The sequence below is a fragment of the Tenacibaculum sp. HL-MS23 genome, assembly GCF_032463465.1.
Lineage (GTDB): Bacteria > Bacteroidota > Bacteroidia > Flavobacteriales > Flavobacteriaceae > Polaribacter > Polaribacter bernardetii.
Genome location: NZ_CP135989.1, coordinates 1,125,240 through 1,147,985 on the forward strand (window position 1 = coordinate 1,125,240; position 22,746 = coordinate 1,147,985).

The following is a 22,746-nucleotide window of genomic DNA, read 5'->3' on the forward strand; positions in this document are numbered from 1 at the left end:
TAAGTTTCGGTTTTTTTATGCTTCTGATATAATCTTATTTCATTGACTTATATAAGTCTCTATATTCTGTTGCTTTCGCTTCATTTTCTAAAACCTCGTATAAGTTCATAAGAGTCTTTACAGTATCAATATTTCTATTTAAAGAATCTGCCTTTTCTAAGTAAGGTAACGCTTCTTTATAAACTTCTTTTTGTTGTAAAGCTAACTCATCGTACTTTTTAAAGTTTGATAAATTTTTATTCATCTCCTCTACAATTTTCTTATCCTTATTTAAAACAGCAACTGCTAAATTCATATAAGCATCAGCATAGTCCGGCTTTAATTCAACTGCCTTTCTATAATATTTTTTAGCATCATCAACTTTTCCTTCATTAAAGTTAACTACTCCTAAATTATAGTATAATGTAGGGTTTTCTGGATCTAAAGCAATTGCTTCACTCATTAACTCTCCAAACTTATCCATTCTTTTAAGCTTACTATACATATCAGCTTCATTCAGTAATAAATTTAAATCCTTTGGGTTTGCTTTTCTTGCCTCTGCTAAAGCCTCAATAGCCTCATCAGTTTTCCCTTGCTCTTTTAATAGTAAAGCAATATTCTTAACAATTATAGCTGTTTTAGATTCAGAAGATTTTATACTAGGCTTAATATACTTTTTAGATTTAACCATTAAATCTCTTTGCTGTTTAGAACCTAAATTTTCTACTTTACCTGTTAATTTATTTGTTGCTACATATTGAGTTTCAACACCTGTATAACCAACTTTTCTAAGTTCTTTATAATACTTAATTGCTGTATCATAATCTTTTGCTTGTGTTGCTGATATAGCTGCATTATACACAAAAGAAGTATCTGTTGGACTTAACATATATGTTAAGTAAAAGTTTTCGGCTGCGTTTTTGTAATCCTTTTTATTATTGTATAAATCTACAGCCTTGTTAGATACTTCCTGAACTAATTGATTTAATAATGGTTTAGCTTGTTCAGAATACTTATTATCCTCCATTGCTAATAATATTTGAAAAGCTTCTGCAGAATTTTTATAATCTTTTTTTGCCGCTAAAGCTTTACCTTTTAAGAAATAAAATTTAGATTTATATTTATCTTCTCCTTCTGCCATTACTAGTTCTTCAACTGAGTTAAGAATAGAAATTGCTGTTGAATAATCTTGTTTTTTTATAGCTTTCTCAGCTGCTTTTAATTCAGATTTTTGAGCCATTAATCCTAATGTCATCAATCCTAAAGAAAAGGTTAAAATTTGTTTTTTCATTTTAATTACTGTTTTATTTATTGTTGTTCTTGATCTTCGTTTGTTATATCTTCATTTTCAATTTCCGTGCCATTTTCTTCTTCTTCATTTTCATCATCGTCTTCTTCACGCATAACTTTTGCAACGGCAGCAATACTATCGGTATCTTTTATGTTAATTAAACGAACACCTTGCGTTGCACGTCCCATAACACGTAAATCTTCAACAGCCATACGAATTGTAAGTCCAGACTTATTAATAATCATTAAATCATTTGAATCATCTACATTTTTAATTGCAACTAATTCACCTGTTTTTTCTGATATATTTAAAGTTTTAACTCCTTTTCCTCCACGGTTTGTAACTCGATAATCTTCTAGTTTAGATCTTTTTCCGTATCCTTTTTCAGAAACAACTAGAATATTACTATCCATGTCATTTACTGCAATCATACCTACAACTTCATCCTTATCGTGTTGTAATGTAATACCTCTAACTCCAGATGCAGTTCTTCCCATTGGGCGGGTTTTTGCTTCTTCAAAACGAATAGACTTACCTGACTTTAAAGCTAACATCACTTGGCTATCACCAGTTGTTAATTTAGCCTCTAATAGTTCATCGCCTTCTTTAATTGTAATTGCATTTATACCATTAGTTCTTGGACGAGAATATTGCTCTAAAGGCGTCTTTTTAACTTGCCCTTTTTTAGTAGCCATAATCACAAAGTGATTATTAATATACTCTTCATCTTTTAAATCTTCAGTAACTAAGAATGCTTTTACCTTATCATCTTGTTCGATGTTTATTAGGTTTTGCATTGCTCTACCTTTGGTATTCTTTCCTCCTTCTGGAATTTCATAAACTCGCATCCAGAACACTTTTCCTTTTTGAGTAAAGAACATCATATACTGATGATTGGTTCCTACAAATAAATGTTCTAAGAAATCTTCGTTACGAGTTGTTGCTCCTTTTTGCCCACGTCCTCCTCTATTCTGCACTTTATATTCATCAAGATTGGTACGTTTCACATAACCTGCATGAGAAATAGTTACTACAACTTTAGAATCAGGAATCATATCTTCGATACGCATATCTCCACCAGCATAGTGAATCTCAGAACGACGCTCATCACCATACTTATCTCTAATAAGCGTTAACTCATCTGTAATTATTTGGTAACGTCTTGGTTCGTTTGCTAAAATATCTTTTAAGTCCGTAATTGTTAACATAATTTCGTCAAACTCTGCACGTAACTTATCTTGTTCTAGACCTGTTAATTGACGCAAACGCATTTCTACAATTGCTTTGGCCTGAATTTCTGTCAATTCAAAACGTTCAATTAAACTTTCTCTAGCTTCATCTCCATTTTTAGAAGCACGAATAATTTTAATTACTTCATCAATATTATCCGAAGCAATAATTAACCCTTCTAAAATATGTGCTCTTGCTTCTGCTTTCTTTAACTCAAATTCTGTTCTACGAACAACAACTTCATGTCTATGCTCTACAAAATAATGAATTAATTCTTTTAAGTTTAATTGTTCTGGACGTCCTTTTACTAAAGCAATATTATTTACACTAAACGATGTTTGTAATTGTGTATATTTATATAACTTATTTAATACAATATTAGGTATTGCATCACGCTTTAAGATATATACAATACGCATTCCATTTCTATCCGACTCATCGCGTATATTGGCAATTCCTTCTAATTTTTTATCATTTACTAACTCCGCAGTTTTTTTAATCATTTCTGCTTTGTTAACCTGATAAGGAATTTCAGTAACAATAATACATTCTCTTCCTTTTACCTCTTCAATAGTAGCTTTGGCACGCATTACAATACGACCTCTACCTGTATGAAAAGCATCTCTTACACCATCATAACCATAAATAGTTCCTCCCGTAGGAAAATCTGGTGCTTTAATGTGCTGCATTAACTCATCAATCTCGATATCTCTATTTTCGATATAAGCAATCGTACCGTTTACAACTTCTGTTAAGTTGTGCGGTGCCATATTTGTTGCCATACCTACTGCAATACCAGACGCTCCGTTTACTAATAAGTTTGGAATACGTGTTGGTAAAACCGTTGGTTCTTGCAAAGTATCATCAAAGTTTAAACGATGATCAACAGTTTCTTTTTCAATATCAGCTAACATATCTTCTGATATCTTCTGCATTCTAACCTCAGTATAACGCATTGCTGCTGGAGAATCTCCATCAACAGAACCAAAGTTACCCTGCCCATCAACCATCATATAACGTACACTCCAACTCTGTGCCATACGAACCATAGAATCATATACAGAGGTATCACCATGTGGGTGATACTTACCCAGTACTTCCCCTACAATTCTTGCTGATTTCTTATATGATCCTGTTGCTTTAATCCCTAGCTCATGCATACCATATAAAACTCTTCTGTGAACTGGTTTTAAACCATCTCTTACATCTGGTAATGCTCTTGATACGATAACCGACATCGAATAATCGATATACGCTGATTTCATTTGCTCTTCAATGTTGATAGGGATCAACTTTTCGCCATCTGCCATATATATTTTTTTAAAATATTAATTCTCAATTTCGTTAAAAAAGTGAATTTTACACTTGATAAAACTCACTCCTAAAATACACTAAAATTAGCTGTACCTCTTAAAACATTGCAAGATACTATAATGGCTGCTTTTACACAAAAAATAAACTTACTGTTTTAACCATACTTATCAACAATTTTAACATTTTTTAAACATTTATTTTCATATATTGATCTTGCCATTATGTCTGCTTAAAACTATTGGCATCTTTTTTGTAATTTTTAAGAAAAAAACTTACTAACTTTACATTTATACAAATTAAATTTATGGACGATAATTTTTCACCACAAGTTAGAGATGTAATTACTTTCAGTAAAGAAGAAGCCTTAAGACTAGGGCATGATTTTATTGGAACAGAACACCTGTTATTAGGTTTGATTAGGAAAGGAGACGGTAAAGCCATTGAAATACTAACTACTTACGATGTAGATTTGGATTTAATGCGCAATAAATTAGAGAAATTAAACCCAACCACCCCATCAATAGCAAACATCGAAAAAAAGAGTTTGCACCTTACAAGACAAGCTGAAAAAGCAATAAAAACAACGTTTTTAGAAGCTAAATTATATCAAAGTAACTCTATAGACACTGCTCATTTGTTGTTATGTATTTTACGTAACGAAAATGACCCAACTACTAAACTACTTCAAAAATATGATGTAGGCTACGAAGAAGCAAAAGCGCTTTACAAGGAACTCCATGTAGAAGATACTTTTTCTTCTCCTACTGCCGAAACACCTTCTGAAGATGAATTTAGTAATGAAAAATCAAATCCTTTCGGGCAACAAACACCTAAAGGAAAACAAGCTAAAAAATCTAAAACTCCTGTTTTAGATAATTTCGGGCGCGATTTAACATTATTAGCAACCACTGGCAAATTAGACCCAGTTGTTGGTCGAATAAAAGAAATTGAACGTGTTTCTCAGATTTTAAGTCGACGTAAAAAGAACAATCCAATGTTAATTGGAGAGCCTGGTGTTGGTAAATCTGCCATAGCAGAGGGTTTAGCGTTAAGAATTGTAGAACGCAAAGTATCTCGTATTTTATTCGATAAAAGGATTGTTTCTTTAGATTTAGCCAGCTTAGTTGCCGGAACAAAATATAGAGGTCAGTTTGAGGAACGCATGAAAGCCCTAATGAACGAATTAGAGAAGAATGACGACATTATTTTATTTATCGACGAAATTCACACTATTGTTGGCGCAGGTGGTGCTACAGGCTCTTTAGATGCCTCTAACATGCTTAAACCAGCTTTGGCCCGTGGAGAAATTCAATGTATTGGTGCCACTACTTTAGACGAATTTAGAACTAACATCGAAAAAGATGGTGCTTTAGAGCGTCGTTTTCAGAAAGTAATTGTAGAACCTACAACGGTTGAAGAAACAGTACAAATTTTACATAACATTAAAGCTAAGTACGAAACTCATCACCAAGTATCATATACTGATGAAGCTATTGACGCTTGTGTAAAATTAACGAATCGCTACATGACAGATCGCTTTTTACCAGATAAAGCTATCGATGCTTTAGATGAAGCAGGATCTAGAATACATATAACCAATATTGTTGTTCCGCAACAAATATTAGAACTAGAAGCTAAACTAGAACAAATTCGCGAACAAAAAACAAAAGCTGTAAGCGGCCAGAAATACGAAGAAGCAGCAAAGCTACGTGACGACGAAAAAAATATTGAAACAGCGCTAGAATCTGCTCAAAACCAATGGGAAGAAGACGCTAAACTAAATAGAGAAATTGTTACCGAAGATAATGTTGCCGAAGTTGTTTCTATGATGACAGGAATACCTGTTAACAGAGTTGCCGAAGCAGAAAGTCATCGTTTAGCCGATTTACCTAACATGATTAAAGGAAAAGTTATAGGTCAAGATGATGCTGTAACCAAAGTAGTAAAAGCCATACAGCGTAATCGTGTAGGTTTAAAAGACCCCAATAAACCAATTGGTTCTTTTATTTTCTTAGGATCTACTGGAGTTGGAAAAACTCAATTAGCAAAAGTACTGGCTCGTGAATTATTTGACTCTAGCGATTCTTTAATTAGAATTGATATGAGTGAGTATATGGAAAAATTTGCTATTTCTCGTTTAATTGGTGCACCTCCAGGATATGTAGGTTATGAAGAAGGCGGACAGTTAACAGAAAAAGTTAGAAGAAAACCATATTCTGTAATACTTTTAGATGAAATTGAAAAAGCACATCCAGATGTTTTTAACATGCTTTTACAAGTTTTAGACGACGGACATATTACGGATAGTCTGGGTAGAAAAATCGATTTTAGAAACACTATTATTATTATGACTTCTAATATAGGAGCTCGTAAAGTAAAAGAATTTGGCGCTGGTGTTGGATTTGGTACTGCTTCTAAAAAAGATCAAGAAGATGCACATGTAAAAAGCATTATAGAAGGAGCTTTAAAAAAATCATTTGCTCCCGAATTTTTAAATCGTATTGATGATGTTATCATTTTTAACTCGTTAGAACGAGAAGATATTCATAAAATTATCGACATCGAATTAGAAAAACTTTTAACGCGTATTGCTGATTTAGGCTATAAATTAATGTTAAGCGAAAAAGCTAAAGACTATATAGCAGATAAAGGATTCGATAAAAAGTATGGTGCAAGACCTTTAAAAAGAGCAATTCAGAAATACATTGAAGATGCTTTAGCTGAAGAGATTGTAAACTCTAAACTAGATGAAGGTGATACTATTTTTATGGATTTAGATGAAAAAGACAACAAGTTAATCATCAAAATAGAAAAAGGAGAAAAACCTACAGAATCTCGCACTGAAATAGGCGAGTAAAACATACAAAACTCCTAAACACTGTGTTTGGGAGTTTTATTTTTTCAAAAAACACAAGATACTTATAAGTAATTTTTCACTAAAGACCCAAAAAATAGTAAATATTTTGTTAAATTCTTTGATAAAAATTCTAAAAAAAGTAACTTCGGCCCCTAAATCCCTTATTAACAAAAATATTAAACAATGAAAAGACTAGTACTTTTAGCACTTATAGGAGTTACCATTATTTCATGTAAAAAAGAAAAACCAGTAAAAGATTACCTTATTCTATCTGGTAATATAGAGAACTTCAAAAAAAGAGATATTACTTTGGAAAGTTTTCGTTTTAGCAAGAAAATAAAATTCGATAAAAAAACAGGTTCTTTTTCTGATACTTTAAAAATTAATAGAGACGGTTATTATACTTTAATTGTTAATAAAAAACCTATTAATTTATACCTTAATGATACTGTAGATACAGCAATTAAACTTGATTACAAAAAAGCAGACAAAATCAGCTTTAAAGGGACCAATGCAAACATCAACAGCTATTTTGTTCAAAAAAAGAAAAAATTTTCTGAAATTTTAATAAACGCTAACAAGTTATTCTCTTTAGAGGAAGAAGCTTTCTTAGAAAAAATGGATGAATATAAAGATGCCTTAACAGAGCTGTCTATCGCTAATAATTTACCTACCGAATTCTTAAAGAGTGAAGTTAAAAACATTGATTATGAGTACTTAAGAAACTTAAGTAATTATGAAGTTTTTTACGCAACTTTAACAGGAGATAAAGATTTTAAAGTTTCAGAAGATTTCCCTGACCCATTAAAAGACTTTAATTACAGTAGTGGTGATGACTATGTAAATTCTTATTCTTATCGTAAAATGTTAGAAACTCAAATTGAGGCTTTAACTAAAGAGAAAAATAAAGAAGGAGAGGATTATTATTTAACATATTTAGAAACTGTTCAAACAGAAGTTAATGATACTTTAGCAAAGAATGATCTATTATATGAAAGTGCGAAAAGTAGTATTACTTTTACGACAAACTTAAAAGAATTTCATGATAAATTCATGGCTTACTCTACAAACAAAGAGAATAAAAAAGAAATTTCAATTAGTTACAATACGCTAAAATCTACAGCTAAAGGGCAACCAGCTCCTAAATTTAAAGATTTTGAAAACTATGCTGGTGGAACGACTTCTTTAGATGATTTGTTAGGCAAAGGAAAGTACTTATATATTGATGTTTGGGCTACTTGGTGTGGTTTTTGTAAAAGAGAAATTCCTTTATTAAAGAAATTAGAAGAAGAATACCACGGAAAAAATATTGAGTTTGTAAGTATTAGTGTTGATGATAAAAACCAACATGAAAAATGGAAACAAACAATTGTAGATCGTGAAATGACAGGAATACAATTATTTAGTGGAAAAAAACAATCTGAATTAGAATGGGCTCAAAAATTCTTAATTAAAGGATTACCTAAGTTTATCATTATAGATCCTAATGGAAATATTGTAAACCCTAACGCTCCTGCACCTTCTGGAGGAGAAGAATTAATTAATATTTTTAATGAATTAAAAATATAAAATAATATAATCAGCATAAAAAAACCGCCAATTGGCGGTTTTTTTATGCTTCAAAATTTATTAATTAAATTGCAATTTTGAGAACCGAATAAAAAAAAGTAATTTCCCTTAAAATTGAGAAGAAATGAAAAAACTAATCCTATTATGTATTGCATGTGTTGCTTTTTTTTCATGTAAAAAAGAAAAACCAGTAAAAGACTACCTTATTTTATCTGGTAACATAGAGAACTTCAAAAAAAGAAATATTACTTTAGAAGGCTTTAATTTTACTAAAAAAATAAAATTCGATAAAAAAACAGGTTCTTTTTCTGACACTGTAAAGATTGACAGAGATGGTTATTACACATTAATGCTTAATAAAAAGCCTATTAATCTATATCTCACTGATACTGTTGATGTAAAATTATCTACTGACTACAAAAAAATTCTTAAAGCAAAGTTTAAAGGAACCAGTGCGGATATCCAAAACTATTTCCTTCTTAAAAAGAAAGCTTGGAATGAGCATATAGCTAATCCTAATAAGTTTTTCGCCTTAGAAGAAGATGTTTTTTTAGAAAAAATAGACGAATATAAAGATGCTTTAACGGAGTTATCTATTGCTAACAATTTACCTACCGAATTCTTAAAGAGTGAAGTAAAGAATATCCATTATGAATACTTAAGAAACTTAAGTAATTATGAAGGTTATTATGGAGCCTTAACTGGCAATGCCGATTTTAAAGTATCAGAAGATTTTCCTGACCCTTTAAAAGACTTTAATTACAGTAGTGGTGATGATTATGTAAATTCATATTCTTACCGTAAAATGTTAGGAGTCCAGATAAAGAAAATATCTCAAGAAAAAAATAAAGAAGGAGAAGATTACTATTTAACGTATTTAGAAACCGTACAAACTGAAGTAAATGACACCATTGCAAAAAATGATTTATTATACAAAAACGCTAAAGATGGTATAACTTACACTGATAATTTAAAAGAATTTCGTGATAAATTCATGGCATATTCTACCAATAAAAATCATAAAAAAGAAATATCTAATACCTATAACATTTTAAAAACTACCGCTAAAGGGCAACCAGCTCCTAAATTTAAAGATTTTAAAAATTATAATGGAGGAAACACGTCTTTAGATGATTTATTAGGTAAAGGAAAATATTTATATATTGATGTTTGGGCTACTTGGTGTGCTTACTGTAAAAGAGAAATCCCTTTATTAAAGAAACTAAAAGAAGAATACCACGGAAAAAACATAGAGTTTGTAAGTATTAGTGTTGATGCTAATGATGATTATGACAAGTGGAAACAAACTATTGTTGATCGTGAAATGACAGGAATACAACTATTTAGCGGAAAAGAATTAGCAGATTTAGAATGGGCTCAGAAGTTTTTAATAAAAGGATTGCCTAAATTCATCATTATAGATCCTGATGGTAATATTGTAAACCCTAATGCGCCTGTACCATCTCAAGGGGAAAGGCTAATTAATATCTTTGATGAATTAAAAATATAATATAATTATATTTTAAAACAAAAAAACCGCCAATTGGCGGTGTTTTTTATGCTGATTATATACGTTTAAAATCTATTATCACCGTCTAAAATATTTCCTAAACCACCTAAAACACTTCCTTCTCCTTTATCTCCTTTACCATTTTGTGGCGCCATTGCTAAAACTCTACCAGCTAATCTGCTAAATGGTAAAGACTGAATATAAACCGTACCAGGACCTTGAAGTTTCGCAAAAAACAAACCTTCGCCACCAAACACCGTATTTTTTATTCCTCCTACAAACTCAATATCATAATCCACATCTTTTGTAAAACCAATAATACAACCCGTATCTACCTTTAAAATTTCACCTACTTGCAATACTTTTTTTGCCATTGTGCCTCCAGCATGCACAAAAGCCATTCCATCTCCTTCTAGTTTCTCCATTATAAAACCTTCTCCTCCAAACAACCCTCTTCCTAATCGTTTAGAAAACTCAATTCCGATAGATACTCCTTTCGCTGCACATAAAAAAGCATCTTTCTGACAAATAAACTTACCATCAAATTCTGATAAATCGATTGGTATAATTTTACCTGGATATGGTGAAGCAAACGAAACTTGTTTTTTGCCACTTCCTTCGTTAGTATAAACGGTCATAAATAAACTCTCACCAGTAAGAATTCTTTTACCTGCTGAAAATATCTTACCTAACAGACCTGTTTCTTGATTAGAACCATCACCAAAAATAGTACTCATTTTCACATCAGCCTCCATCATCATAAAGCTTCCACTTTCGGCAACAACCCCTTCTTGTGGATCTAATTCAATTTCTACATACTGCATTTCTTCTCCGAAAATACGATAATCTATTTCGTGTGCGTTCATCTTTTTTGGTTTTAGTATTTAATAAATTAGACGTTCATAATTATTTTTTGTTACGGTTACGGTTACGTTTTCACTTTCAAACTCCACTCGAATTGAAATTTTGATACTGAAACTCCGTCTTTATTTATACCTTCTGAAGTTACCAAAACTGTTTGCCCCTCGCCTGTTTCTACTGATTTTTGTATTGCCGCTTTAATAGCCAAACCATCATTACACTCAAATACAATTCTGCCTGTTGCTTTTTTAGTAAAAGTAGCATTCATGTTTGTTACCAACATCGATACTTTTCTGTTAGATTTATCAATAGCTTGCATAACCAAAATACCTGTAGCTAATTCTGCAGACATTCCTTGTACTGCCCAAAACATACTCTTAAAAGGATTCTGATTAATCCAGCGATGCTTTACGGTAACTAATGATTTTTCATCAGAAATAGATTTTACTTTAATTCCGCAGATATAAGCTGATGGTAATTTAAATAAGGTGAAAAAGTTAATTTTTCGAGGTGTAAACTTCATTTTATCAGTATTTATGGGCAATTTAGAGCTTTTTTTTAATACTTCCTAAAACATAGTGAATGTTAAATAAATGTTAATTACAGTACTATGTATTGCATAATACCTTTTTAAAGATATATATTTGCATAGTACAGTATTATATAAATTATCTAATCATGCAAAAAAATAACGAAAACACCAACGCTTTCTTAATACACATATCCGCTTTTGCGGGATACTTATTCCCTTTAGGAAGTATTATAACTCCACTAATATTATGGCAAACGTTAAAGGATAAAAGTAAGTTTTTAGACAATCATGGTAAAGGAGCCGTAAACTTTAATATCAGTTTTGGTTTGTACATCTTTATATTAAGTGCTTCGTTTTTCTCTTTCTTTTTTGGAAGTTTTTTAGATATTTTTAATGGAATAGATATTGATTTTGGTGGGCATCATTCTTACAATGGCTTATTTGGCTTTATTGGAATCGCCTCATTAGTAAGTGTTGTTTCACTTATTAAAATAGCTTTAATAATTATCGCTGCCATGAAAGCAAATAAAGGAGAAAATTACACATACCCTTTTACAATTAATTTTATAAAATAACCTCATAAACCGCATTATATGAAGATAGAAAACACAAAAGCACAAATGCGTAAAGGAGTTTTAGAGTATTGCATTTTATCAATTTTACAAAATGATGACGCATACACTTCTGAAATACTTTCGACATTAAAAAGTGCTGAAATGATTGTGGTTGAAGGAACTATTTATCCGCTATTAACTCGTTTAAAAAACGCTGGATTATTAACGTATAGATGGGAAGAATCAACCTCAGGTCCGCCAAGAAAATACTATGTTTTAACCGAAAACGGTGGCATGTTTTTAAAAGAACTAAACAAAACATGGGGTAATTTAGTAAACGCAGTAAACCTAGTAACAAGTACAAAATCAACTAACGATGAATAAGACAATAAATATAAACTTAGGTGGATTCTTCTTTCATATAGATGAAATTGCTTATCAGAAATTAAAGCGCTATTTAGAGGCCATTGGGCGTTCTTTAAGCGATGACCCGCAGGGAAAAAACGAAATAATATCAGATATTGAAGCTCGTATTAGCGAACTTTTATCTGAAAGAATTACAGATGCTCGCCAAGTAATAAACGAAAACGATATTGAAGAGGTTATCGCTATTATGGGGCAACCCGAAGATTACGCTGAAACTGAAGACAACTACAACGAGAACTCTTCATACAACTCAAGATCAACTAACCTATCATCTAAAAAATTATTTAGAGATGGTGATGATAAATTTTTAGGAGGTGTTTGCTCTGGTATTGCACATTATTTTAACCTGGATGTTATTTGGATTCGTATTGCTTTTATTGTTTTAGTAGCCTCTGGTTTCTCTCCGTTAGCCTACATAATCCTTTGGATTTTATTACCCGAAGCAAAAACAACTTCAGAGAAGTTACAAATGGAAGGTGAAGCTGTAAATATTGACAATATTGAAAAAAAAATTCGTGACGAGTTTGAGTCTTTTTCAACAAAAATAAAAGATGGTGCAACTGGTATTTCAGAAAAAATATCGAGCGCAGATTACGAAAAAATGCGTGCGCAAACAAAATCTGGTTTTCAGGATTTTATAGACACTATGGGTAAAATTTTACTAACACTTTTTAAAGTGTTTGGTAAATTTATAGGAGTACTATTAATATTTATTGCTGGTATAACTATTGTTTCTTTACTGCTAGGTGTATTTTCTATAGGAAGTTTAGAGTTTTTAAATGTTGATAGTGAATTTGTGCATTATCCGCCTTTCTTTTACGAATCGACTTTACCTAGGTGGTTACTGTCTATTTCATTATTTGTTTTAATCGGAATTCCGTTTATCTTATTATTCATTTTAGGGTTACGAATATTATCACCAAATATTAAAAAACTAAGTACCGGTGCTATCTTAACCTTATCAGGAATTTGGTTAGTATCTTTATTGGCAATCGGTTTTTCAGGTATAGAGTTTGCAACAACACATGCTTATAATGGCGCAAATATTAGCAAACACAGTATTAGTTATGCTATAAACGAACCGCTTAAAATTAGAGTAGTTAATGATGACAACATACACTACAACCATAATTTACGCAACAGAAATAATGCGATTGGAGTTTCGGTTAATAATACTGAGTTAAAATACTCTAACGATATAAATATTGATGTTCGTAAAAGTGAAACTGGTAATGCTTATATCGAAATTAAAAAAACATCAGAAGGTAGAAAACGTAATAAGGCAAATGATAATGCTAAAGCGATTCAGTACAATTTTAAATCAGCAAATAACACCATTGTTTTTGATGCTTTCTTTTTAAGCGAATACAAAAACATCTGGAAAGATGAAGAGGTAAAAGCTACCATTTTCATACCAGAAGGAACAACAGTATATTTTGAAGGATCTTCTCGCAGGTTCTTAAATGATGTTAAAAACACGAAAGATATTTATGACCGCGATATGGCTAATCATCATTTTAAAATGACAACAAAAGGTTTTGAATGTACCGATTGTGATGATGATACAACGAACAACAATCAAGATAATAACAGGAATTCTGACAACGACGAAGATGTAAGTTTTTTATTCGACAGTACTATTAACGATTTAAAAGCTGAATTTATTATCAGTAAAAAAACCACTAAAAAAGAGTTAGAAAAGCTAGTTACATGGTTTAAAAATAAAAAAAATATTGACATTAATATTGTGGATTCTAAATATAATAACAGTAACCAAATAGATAAAGTTACGCTAAGAATAAATTGCAATGATGGTTATAGAGGCGAATTAACAATCTCTAGCAATACTTTAAATGATATTTCTAAAGGTTTTAGACGAACTTATAATCAAGAACACAGAGGTTTAGCCTTTAAAACTTGGTAATCAAAAACAAAAACTATGGGAGCTATTTTCGATTTTTTCTTTAAAGGTAATTTTTTCTTAAAATTCGTCACACTTTTGTATGCCTTATTATTCTCTTTGATAACAAATGCACAAGTAGATGAAATTCCGAATTACAAAGCTGTGGATATTAATTTACATAATAAAATTGTAAAAATGGATAGCATTTATTTTACCGCTTACAATACTTGTGACATGAAAACCCAAGCAAAGTTGTATGATGATGATTTAGAGTTTTTTCATGACAAAGGAGGTTTATCAACTTCTAAAAGTGATCTTTTAAAAGCCTTAGAGAAAAACATATGTGGCAAAGTAAACCGAACTTTAATAAAAGGAAGTATTGAAGTATATCCGATAAAAAATTACGGCGCAATTCAAATTGGCTATCATAAGTTTTATAATAATCAAGAACCTAACGAAAAATCAGTTCCTAGTAAATTTATTGTTATTTGGAAACAAGAAAACAAACAATGGAAAATAACAAAAGTTATTAGCCTACATTAAAATATAGTTCACACTAAAAACATTAGTTCATTTGTTATAGCTAACTCCAATGACACTAATACTTGGTTTTATTAGTTTACTAAGCCAAAGCTTAATTGCTTTGGCTTTTTTATTTAATCTTTAAAACAACAAAAACCCACACTTTATAAAGTGTGGGTTTTTGTTGTTTACGCTACTCCTAAAATTCTTTGAAGCGGAATAATTGTTGATTTTTTTAAGATGACCGACTTCTCTGTCAGTCCCCATATAGTAGTTTCTACCATTTTTAAACCAGTATCATCTACAAAGGTAATTCTTACTTTTCCTTTTTCTAGATTACCAAGAGCCAAAGCTCTCTTTAAATCTATAAAACGGTTAAGTTGATCATTTTTCTTTCCTAAAACTTCTGCTTTCGAAAAATTTAAAAATTTAATTTGTTCTTTTTCAATAATTTGAACATCGCTAATTGGTATCATATAATTGGGGAATTATAGGTTATTTACTAATACACATGAAAAACATAATATTTACCAAAAATAACAAATAACTACACTTTTCACAGTAAACATATGTTAATAAACACTATTAATTAATTAAACAATATAAATAACACATATTCCATACAATCCGTATTTAAAAACCATTTCCTTATTTTTACGATATGAAATACACTGTTTTAATATTATTATTCTCGTTATTTGTTCAATCTCAGCAGCTACCAAAAGGGTTTTCTTATTTACAAGAAATAGTTCCTTCTATAAAAAAAGAACTTAGATATTGCTCTGATAATAATTTTGTAGGTACTGCGATTAATGGGTATCAAGAAAACACACTTATTATCACTACAAAAGCAGCCAAAGCATTAAGTAAAGTACAAGGCGAGTTACTAAAAAAAGAATTGAGCCTGAAAGTTTTTGATGCTTATCGACCCCAAACTGCCGTAAATCATTTTGTGAAATGGGCGCGTGTTATGAATGACACAGTAATGAAGCAGCAATACTATCCGAATGTTAAGAAAAGGCAGTTATTTAAAAAAGGATATATATCCTCAAAATCTGGTCATTCTCGAGGTAGCACAGTCGATTTAACTATTATCGATTTAAAAACAAATAAGGAGTTAGATATGGGAAGTCCTTATGATTTTTTCGGAATCTCTTCACATATTTTATATCCTAAATTAACCAAACAACAACAAAAAAACAGACAATTACTACAAACTATAATGCGTAAATATAATTTTAGACCTTATTCTAAAGAATGGTGGCATTTTACTTTAAGAAATGAACCTTTTCCTACAACTTATTTTAAGTTTCCTATTCATTAAGAAACAACTGTTAAACATATTTCCAAAGTAATTACCTCTACCAAAACAACTTACATAATAAGTAAGTTTTAACGCTTTGTTTAGACAAAGAAAAAAAATGGGCATTATATTTGCCTATATTTATTTGAAATGACAAAAAAACTGCACTTCTTTTTATTTATTATTACGTTAAGTATAAGCTCATATAATTTTGCGCAACTTGATGGTTCTTTTGGCAATAAAAAAAATAATAACTCTTCTTCTTTTGGCAATATACCTGCCACATCTAAAGAAGTTAAAAAACCAACATCGTTAGATTTTAAAAATAATGATGGTTTTAAAACGGCACATACTAAACAACAAAAGGATCTTAAAAAGAAACAAGCTGAAAGAGATATAGAGAATAAAGGTATTTTAACCAAAGCTAAAATAGCAGAGCAGCAATACCTAAAATCTTTCCAAAAAATAAACGGAATGTACAACTACCCTGTTATCGATCAAGATTTAGGGAGTTTTAGTACAAAATCTAAAAATGTAAATATTATTTGCAGGGATTTTCAGTATCCAGACGGAGATCAGGTAATGATCCTTGTAAATAATATTCCGGTAGTTAGTAATTTAACGCTTAAACAAAACTACCAATCTTTTAACATCCCTTTAGATGAAGGTATAAATACGATTGAAATCATAGCTTTAAATCAAGGAAGTTCAGGCCCTAACACCGCTGGGTTTAAAATTTTTAATGATGCAGGTATGCTTATTTCATCTAATCAATGGAATTTGGCTACAGGTGCAAAAGCATCAATTATTATAGCAAAGCAAAAAGATTAGAGTTCAAAGATTTTAGCACAAAAAAACCTTGCTATAACTTTTAACAAGAACTTTTTTAAAATTACCAAAAACTACTTACTTTTGTAGTTACGTTTTAAAATACGCAAAACAAACAAACTTTAAATAAACAACTAATATATAATGAATAAAATAACCAAAGAAACCTATATCAATTGGTATAGAGACATGCTATTTTGGAGAAAGTTTGAAGATAAGTTAGCAGCTGTTTACATTCAACAGAAAGTAAGAGGTTTTTTACACTTATATAACGGTCAAGAGGCTGTTTTAGCTGGTTCATTACATGCAATGGATTTAACTAAAGATAAAATGATTACTGCATACCGTAACCACGTACAACCAATTGGTATGGGTGAAGATCCTAAACGTGTAATGGCAGAATTATATGGTAAAGCTACAGGTACCTCTAAAGGTATGGGTGGTTCTATGCACATTTTTTCAAAAGAATTTGGTTTTTACGGTGGTCACGGAATTGTTGGTGGTCAAATTCCGTTAGGAGCAGGATTAGCTTTTGGAGACAAATACAAAGGTAATGATGCCGTAACTCTTTGTTACTTTGGTGATGGAGCTGCACGTCAGGGATCATTGCATGAAACTTTTAACATGGCTATGAACTGGAAGTTACCAGTAATTTTCATCGTTGAAAACAATGGTTACGCAATGGGAACTTCTGTTGAAAGAACTGCTAACCACACTGATATCTGGAAATTAGGTTTAGGATACGAAATGCCTTGTGGACCGGTTGACGGAATGAACCCTATTAAAGTTGCCGAAGCTGTTGATGAAGCTGTACAAAGAGCTCGTCGTGGTGAAGGACCAACTTTCTTAGAAATGAAAACATACCGATATAGAGGTCACTCAATGTCTGATGCGCAACAATACCGTACAAAAGACGAGGTTGAAGAGTACAAGAAAATTGACCCTATTTCGCAAGTATTAGAGATCATTAAAGAAAACAAATATGCTTCTGATGAAGAAATAGAAGCTATTAAAAAAGAAGTAAAAGAATCAGTAAAAGAATGTGAAAAGTTTGCTGATGAATCTCCATATCCTGAAATAAACCAATTACACGATATGGTATACGAACAAGAAGATTATCCATTTATAAAATCTAAGTAAACCATGGCTACAATTATAAACATGCCTCGCTTAAGCGACACGATGGAAGAAGGAGTGGTAGCTTCTTGGTTAAAAAACGTTGGAGACAAAGTTGAAGAAGGCGATATTTTAGCCGAAATTGAAACCGACAAAGCTACAATGGAGTTTGAATCTTTTCACGAAGGTGTTTTATTACACATTGGTGTTCAAGAAGGTGAAGGCGCTCCTGTTGATAGTTTATTGGCTATTATTGGTGAAGAAGGTGAAGACATTACTTCTTTATTAAACGAAAATACTGCCGATAAAGAAGAAAAGGAAGAAACTCCTAAGCAAGAAGAGGAAAGCGACAACGAAAATAACGCTGGCGAGAATGAAACAACAGCAACTCCTGAAGGTGCAATTGTTATTAACATGCCTCGACTAAGTGATACCATGGAAGAAGGTACTGTAGCTTCTTGGTTAAAAAGCGTTGGAGACAAAGTTGAAGAGGGTGATATTTTAGCTGAAATTGAAACTGATAAAGCTACAATGGAGTTTGAATCTTTTAACGAAGGTGTTTTATTACACATCGGTGTTCAGGAAGGTGAAGCTGCCCCTGTAGATACTTTACTTGCTATTATTGGTAAGGAAGGAACAGATATTGATGCTGTATTAGCTTCTCAAAAATCAGGAAATGCAACTGCTTCTCCTAAAGAAGAGAGCAAAAAAGCGGATCAAAAAGAGGAAAAAAATGTAGTTCCTGAAACTGCAACAACTCCTTCTGGAGGTAGAATATTTGCTTCTCCATTAGCTAAAAAAATAGCAACAGATAAAGGAATTAATTTAGCCGATGTTAAAGGTTCTGGAGAAAACGGACGTATCGTTAAAAAAGATGTAGAAAATTACACTCCATCTGCTAAAACTGAAACTCCAGCTGCCACAACTAAAACGAATACTAACACCTCTACTCCATCTGCAGTAACAAACTTTACTGTGGCAGGAGAAGAAAATACATCAGAAGTTAAAAATTCTCAAATGCGTAAAGCAATAGCTAAAGCATTAGGAAATTCTAAATTCTCTGCACCTCATTTCTACTTAAATATTGAAGTAGATATGGACAACGCAATGGCTTCTCGTAAAACAATTAATTCGATTCCTGATACCAAAGTATCATTTAACGATATGATTGTAAAAGCGTGTGCTATGGCATTAAAAAAACATCCGAATGTAAACACTAGCTGGACAGATAACAATACGTTATTTCACAGTCATATTCACATTGGCGTTGCAGTAGCTGTTGATGAAGGTTTAGTAGTACCTGTTGTAAAACACACAGATGCTTTAAGCTTAACTCAAATAGGATCTTCGGTTCGTGATTTAGCAGGTAAAGCAAGACATAAAAAAATTACTCCTGCAGAAATGCAAGGAAGTACTTTTACGGTTTCTAACTTAGGAATGTTTGGTATCGAAAGCTTTACTTCTATTATAAATCAACCTAACTCAGCAATTTTATCTGTTGGAGCCATTGTACAAAAACCTGTTGTTAAAGACGGTGCTATTGTGGTCGGTAACACGATGAAATTAACTTTAGCTTGCGACCACAGAACGGTTGACGGTGCAGTTGGTGCTCAGTTTTTACAAACATTAAAAACATTTATTGAAAACCCTGTTGCAATGTTAGCATAGTTTTTCAATAATATTCTATAAAAAAAGCTCGCAATTTGCGAGCTTTTTTATTTTAATACTTTTTTTCGCTTGTACTACATGTGGTTCGCTATAGTAAACTATAAATTGAAAATAATTTCAATGTTTAAACTTTAAAACAAGCAATCTTATCGCTGTTTTTACAGCTGTTAAATCGACTTTCTTAGCAAACTTAAGTAGTATTAATAATTCTGTTTTGAAACGCTATAAAACAAGTTAAAACATCATTTACATTTAATGCAGAATACTTCGGGTTCTTACTCTTAAAAGTATTAATTGTTTTCATACTTTCTTCGGATAATATGTCTAACCCAAATTATTACCTAAATAACCTGATTTGAAATTAGGGTCTGATTGCTTCTTAGAGTTGATAATCTTACTTTTTTTTGTATTACAAAATACTCCATACCTACAAATACTTATCTAGATTTACCTTCTGATTTTTGATGTAGTTAATTCTATAATAGTTCTTTATCCTTTTAGTAAAAGCAACAAGAGTGTTTGCAAACTCTTTTTACCTACTGATAAGAAAAACCGTACAACATCCTATCCTTCTCTTTTAATTTTACTTCTATAACTATATTAAAGCGTTATTTAGCTGATAATCTTAAATATGAAATTGAATTTCAACTACAAAAGAACAATATAATGCCACAATTATTGAGCACACACACCCATAACGAATTTATGTTTTTCTTTTTTATCTTCAATAAAAACTCTTAAAAAACCATTTACAACGAAAATAAATTAGCATCTATTTATCTTGTATATTTATTTAAACTTTTCGAGTCTTATTCATCAACCAAAAATCTGCCAATACTAAAGCTGTTAACGCCTCTACAATAGGTACAGCTCTAGGAACCACACAAGGGTCATGCCGACCTTTACCTTGTATTTCTGTTAATTCATTTTGTGAATTAATCGTTTGTTGATTTTGCATAATAGTAGCAACTGGCTTAAAAGCTACTCGAAAATAAATATCCATTCCGTTTGAAACACCTCCTTGAATTCCTCCTGATAAATTTGATTGTGTAGTACCATCTTCATTAAAAATATCATTATGCTTAGAACCTTGCATTTTAGCGCCACAAAACCCGCTTCCGAATTCAAAGCCTTTTACAGCGTTAATAGATAACATTGCTTTACCTAGCTCTGCATGTAATTTATGAAAAATAGGCTCCCCTAAACCAATAGGCATATTTTGAGCTACGCAAGTAATTGTACCACCAATAGTATCGCCTGCTTTTTTTATTTCTTTAATCTTAGTAATCATTTTTTCTGCAGAAGCTTCATCAGGACAACGAACAGCATTACTTTCTGTTTTCGTAAAATCTAAATCCTGATAAGGTTTCATCATAAAAACATCGCCAACAGATGAAGTAAACGCATTTATATTAATATGCTTAATTAATTGTTTTGCCAAAGCACCAGCAACTACCCAATTAGCAGTTTCTCGTGCGGATGTACGACCACCACCCCTATAATCTCTTATTCCATATTTTTTATCATAGGTATAATCTGCATGCGAAGGGCGATATACGTTTGTATTATGATTATAATCTTTACTTTTTTGATTGGTATTTTTTATTTGAAAACCAATAGATGCCCCAGTTGTTTTACCTTCAAAAATACCAGATAGGAACTCGACAGTATCTGGTTCTTTACGCTGGGTTACAATTTTAGATTGTCCTGGCTTACGCCGATCTAATTCTTTTTGAACGGCATTTAAGTCTACCTCCATCCCTGCCGGAAAACCATCTATAACTCCTCCTATTGCAATTCCGTGTGATTCACCAAAAGTGGTTAGTTTTAAAATATTCCCAAATGAATTAAACATGCTTTATCTATTTTAAAACAAAAATAATTTATTTGAAATGAAAAACTATCGCTTTTAAACTATAATTATCTTAAAAACGATATTAAAATTAAATGGTTTTCGCTTTCTAATCTATTTAAATATCCCGTTTTTAAAAATAAATGTGCCTCAATGATATTTTTATAAAAAAAAAATTCTTTTCACAAAAAAGCAAACTACCTGATAACAAAACAATTGCAGACACAACTCACTTTTTATCTAAAAAACATTAAAAAAAAGTTCATTATATTTTTTTAGAACTAAAAAAAGGTTCTATATTTGCACCCGCAATCAGGGAATACTTGATTAGCATGTCAGGAGAAATGGCAGAGTGGTCGAATGCGGCGGTCTTGAAAACCGTTGTCTGTAACAGGACCGGGGGTTCGAATCCCTCTTTCTCCGCAAAGCCGAAGCTAACGCTTCGGCTTTTTTTAGGGGATTAAATAAAAAGCTTACTTTGTAAGCTTTTTTCGATTTATAAAAACTCCTTTTCTTTAAAATCTAGGCAGACATAACTGTTTTCTAAAAAAACAATCCATTTTATACTCCTCTCCAGTTTTATTATTTACAATTACCCTTATTAAATTATTGTTTTTTCATATTGAAAACTTCACCAAATTATACTAATTATTTTTTGATAAACATGTTTGTAAAATACCACTTACCATTTTCGTTTTGCTCTGCTGATATCTGGAAGTGTGTATAATCTCCTTCCATATTTTTTTTATGATCTTCACTTTTTACCAAAGCATTTACCAAGTTTTTTGCACTTGAAAAGCCATAAGCTACATTCTCTGAAACTCTTTTTACTACTGAATGTTTTTTTAAATATTCGCTTCTTTTAAAAAAATTATCATGTGATGGGACTGCTTGCGTTATCATATAATCGGTATGTGTGTAAGCTTGTGCTTTTATCACATTCATTTGACCTAAGCTACTTAATCCTTTATCAACTCTATACTGATTAATCAACGCTAAAATTTCAATTTCTATTACCTTGTTTTCTGGCACTATTAAAGATATAGTATCATAAAGATCTGTATCTATGTTTTCTTCAGAACAAGAAGCAAATATTAAACTGAATACTAAAAAAAATACGATGGCTTGTAGCGTCTTCATAATGTACTGGTTTTGATTACATTATAAAATTACAACAGGCATGAACCTTGTTTTATAATATTTCGATTAGCTAAACGTTTGTATAGATGAGTAACGTATTGTTATTGCTAACACCCGTTGACCGACACACAATTACCGTCGAAACAAAAAAACAACACACTAACAATCAATTAATTAAACCAATACACTATGACAGAAATTTACAAAAACAACACCCCTAAGAACATTTACTTAGCTTCGTAAAACTTAAAAACAAAAAGCAACTAACCTTTAATAAGCGCTATTAAATTA

At 31.3% G+C, this 22,746-nt stretch carries 17 protein-coding genes, 1 tRNA gene and 2 pseudogenes; 13 read left to right on the forward strand and 7 right to left on the reverse strand.

Annotation, left to right across the window (positions count from 1 at the left end; translation table 11 throughout):
- Nucleotides 1-34: 34 nt before the first annotated feature.
- Both RRF68_RS05240 and gyrA read right to left on the reverse strand, forming a co-directional pair.
- On the reverse strand, nucleotides 35-1,270 hold the full coding sequence (locus tag RRF68_RS05240; RefSeq protein WP_315945221.1) for a tetratricopeptide repeat protein: 1,236 nt from the start codon (nucleotides 1,268-1,270) through the stop codon (nucleotides 35-37).
- 17 nt (nucleotides 1,271-1,287) lie between these two features.
- Nucleotides 1,288-3,810, reverse strand: coding sequence for a DNA gyrase subunit A (gene gyrA / locus RRF68_RS05245; protein ID WP_315945222.1), 2,523 nt, complete (start codon nucleotides 3,808-3,810; stop codon nucleotides 1,288-1,290).
- Between the two features lie 308 nt (nucleotides 3,811-4,118).
- On the opposite strand from gyrA, the pseudogene RRF68_RS12800 reads away from it, so the two are divergent.
- From RRF68_RS12800 to RRF68_RS05260, 4 genes and pseudogenes are all read left to right on the forward strand, one after another.
- Nucleotides 4,119-4,253, forward strand: a pseudogene (locus RRF68_RS12800) (Clp protease N-terminal domain-containing protein); the annotation flags it as partial.
- 321 nt (nucleotides 4,254-4,574) lie between these two features.
- A pseudogene (locus tag RRF68_RS05250) lies at nucleotides 4,575-6,671 on the forward strand (ATP-dependent Clp protease ATP-binding subunit); the annotation flags it as partial.
- A gap of 183 nt (nucleotides 6,672-6,854) precedes the next feature.
- Complete coding sequence (locus RRF68_RS05255; protein WP_218771078.1) at nucleotides 6,855-8,240, forward strand: TlpA family protein disulfide reductase; 1,386 nt, start codon at nucleotides 6,855-6,857, stop codon at nucleotides 8,238-8,240.
- A gap of 124 nt (nucleotides 8,241-8,364) precedes the next feature.
- Nucleotides 8,365-9,750, forward strand: a complete 1,386-nt coding sequence (locus RRF68_RS05260) for a TlpA disulfide reductase family protein (protein ID WP_315945224.1) — start codon at nucleotides 8,365-8,367, stop codon at nucleotides 9,748-9,750.
- Nucleotides 9,751-9,815: 65 nt separating this feature from the next.
- On the opposite strand, the gene RRF68_RS05265 is transcribed toward RRF68_RS05260, so the two are convergent.
- The gene (locus tag RRF68_RS05265) at nucleotides 9,816-10,616 is read right to left on the reverse strand and encodes a TIGR00266 family protein (protein ID WP_315945225.1); all 801 of its coding nucleotides are present in this window, start codon (nucleotides 10,614-10,616) and stop codon (nucleotides 9,816-9,818) included.
- A gap of 62 nt (nucleotides 10,617-10,678) precedes the next feature.
- Entirely contained in the window at nucleotides 10,679-11,134 is a 456-nt protein-coding gene (locus RRF68_RS05270) for a DUF4442 domain-containing protein (protein ID WP_315945226.1), read from the reverse strand.
- A 155-nt stretch (nucleotides 11,135-11,289) separates the two neighbouring features.
- Here RRF68_RS05270 and RRF68_RS05275 point away from each other — a divergent pair, with 155 nt between their 5' ends.
- The 4 genes from RRF68_RS05275 to RRF68_RS05290 are packed head-to-tail and all read left to right on the forward strand — an operon-like array spanning nucleotide 11,290 to nucleotide 14,569.
- Complete coding sequence (locus tag RRF68_RS05275) at nucleotides 11,290-11,718, forward strand: DUF4870 domain-containing protein (RefSeq protein ID WP_315945227.1); 429 nt, start codon at nucleotides 11,290-11,292, stop codon at nucleotides 11,716-11,718.
- 18 nt (nucleotides 11,719-11,736) lie between these two features.
- Entirely contained in the window at nucleotides 11,737-12,081 is a 345-nt protein-coding gene (locus tag RRF68_RS05280) for a PadR family transcriptional regulator (protein ID WP_218771084.1), read from the forward strand.
- A complete protein-coding gene (locus tag RRF68_RS05285; protein ID WP_315945228.1) occupies nucleotides 12,074-14,047 on the forward strand; it encodes a PspC domain-containing protein in 1,974 nt (657 codons plus the stop codon). The genes RRF68_RS05280 and RRF68_RS05285 overlap by 8 nt, the downstream gene beginning before the upstream one ends.
- A gap of 15 nt (nucleotides 14,048-14,062) precedes the next feature.
- On the forward strand, nucleotides 14,063-14,569 hold the full coding sequence (locus RRF68_RS05290) for a nuclear transport factor 2 family protein (protein WP_315945229.1): 507 nt from the start codon (nucleotides 14,063-14,065) through the stop codon (nucleotides 14,567-14,569).
- A 167-nt stretch (nucleotides 14,570-14,736) separates the two neighbouring features.
- Here RRF68_RS05290 and RRF68_RS05295 read toward each other — a convergent pair whose 3' ends face one another.
- Nucleotides 14,737-15,024: a hypothetical protein gene (locus RRF68_RS05295; protein WP_218771088.1), complete on the reverse strand. Its 288-nt coding sequence runs from the start codon at nucleotides 15,022-15,024 to the stop codon at nucleotides 14,737-14,739.
- A gap of 185 nt (nucleotides 15,025-15,209) precedes the next feature.
- On the opposite strand from RRF68_RS05295, the gene RRF68_RS05300 reads away from it, so the two are divergent.
- From RRF68_RS05300 to RRF68_RS05315, 4 genes are all read left to right on the forward strand, one after another.
- Nucleotides 15,210-15,872: a M15 family metallopeptidase gene (locus RRF68_RS05300; RefSeq protein WP_315945230.1), complete on the forward strand. Its 663-nt coding sequence runs from the start codon at nucleotides 15,210-15,212 to the stop codon at nucleotides 15,870-15,872.
- A gap of 129 nt (nucleotides 15,873-16,001) precedes the next feature.
- Nucleotides 16,002-16,682, forward strand: a complete 681-nt coding sequence (locus RRF68_RS05305) for a hypothetical protein (protein ID WP_315945231.1) — start codon at nucleotides 16,002-16,004, stop codon at nucleotides 16,680-16,682.
- Between the two features lie 141 nt (nucleotides 16,683-16,823).
- Nucleotides 16,824-17,819, forward strand: a complete 996-nt coding sequence (gene pdhA, locus RRF68_RS05310; protein ID WP_315945232.1) for a pyruvate dehydrogenase (acetyl-transferring) E1 component subunit alpha — start codon at nucleotides 16,824-16,826, stop codon at nucleotides 17,817-17,819.
- A gap of 3 nt (nucleotides 17,820-17,822) precedes the next feature.
- Entirely contained in the window at nucleotides 17,823-19,463 is a 1,641-nt protein-coding gene (locus RRF68_RS05315) for a pyruvate dehydrogenase complex dihydrolipoamide acetyltransferase (protein WP_315945233.1), read from the forward strand.
- Between the two features lie 793 nt (nucleotides 19,464-20,256).
- On the opposite strand, the gene aroC is transcribed toward RRF68_RS05315, so the two are convergent.
- Entirely contained in the window at nucleotides 20,257-21,318 is a 1,062-nt protein-coding gene (gene aroC / locus RRF68_RS05320; RefSeq protein WP_218771093.1) for a chorismate synthase, read from the reverse strand.
- A 335-nt stretch (nucleotides 21,319-21,653) separates the two neighbouring features.
- Between aroC and RRF68_RS05325 the strand changes: the two genes are divergently transcribed.
- Nucleotides 21,654-21,738: transfer RNA gene (locus RRF68_RS05325), tRNA-Ser, on the forward strand.
- A gap of 225 nt (nucleotides 21,739-21,963) precedes the next feature.
- Here RRF68_RS05325 and RRF68_RS05330 read toward each other — a convergent pair.
- Nucleotides 21,964-22,455, reverse strand: coding sequence for a CAP domain-containing protein (locus RRF68_RS05330; protein ID WP_315945234.1), 492 nt, complete (start codon nucleotides 22,453-22,455; stop codon nucleotides 21,964-21,966).
- Nucleotides 22,456-22,746 lie beyond the last annotated feature (291 nt).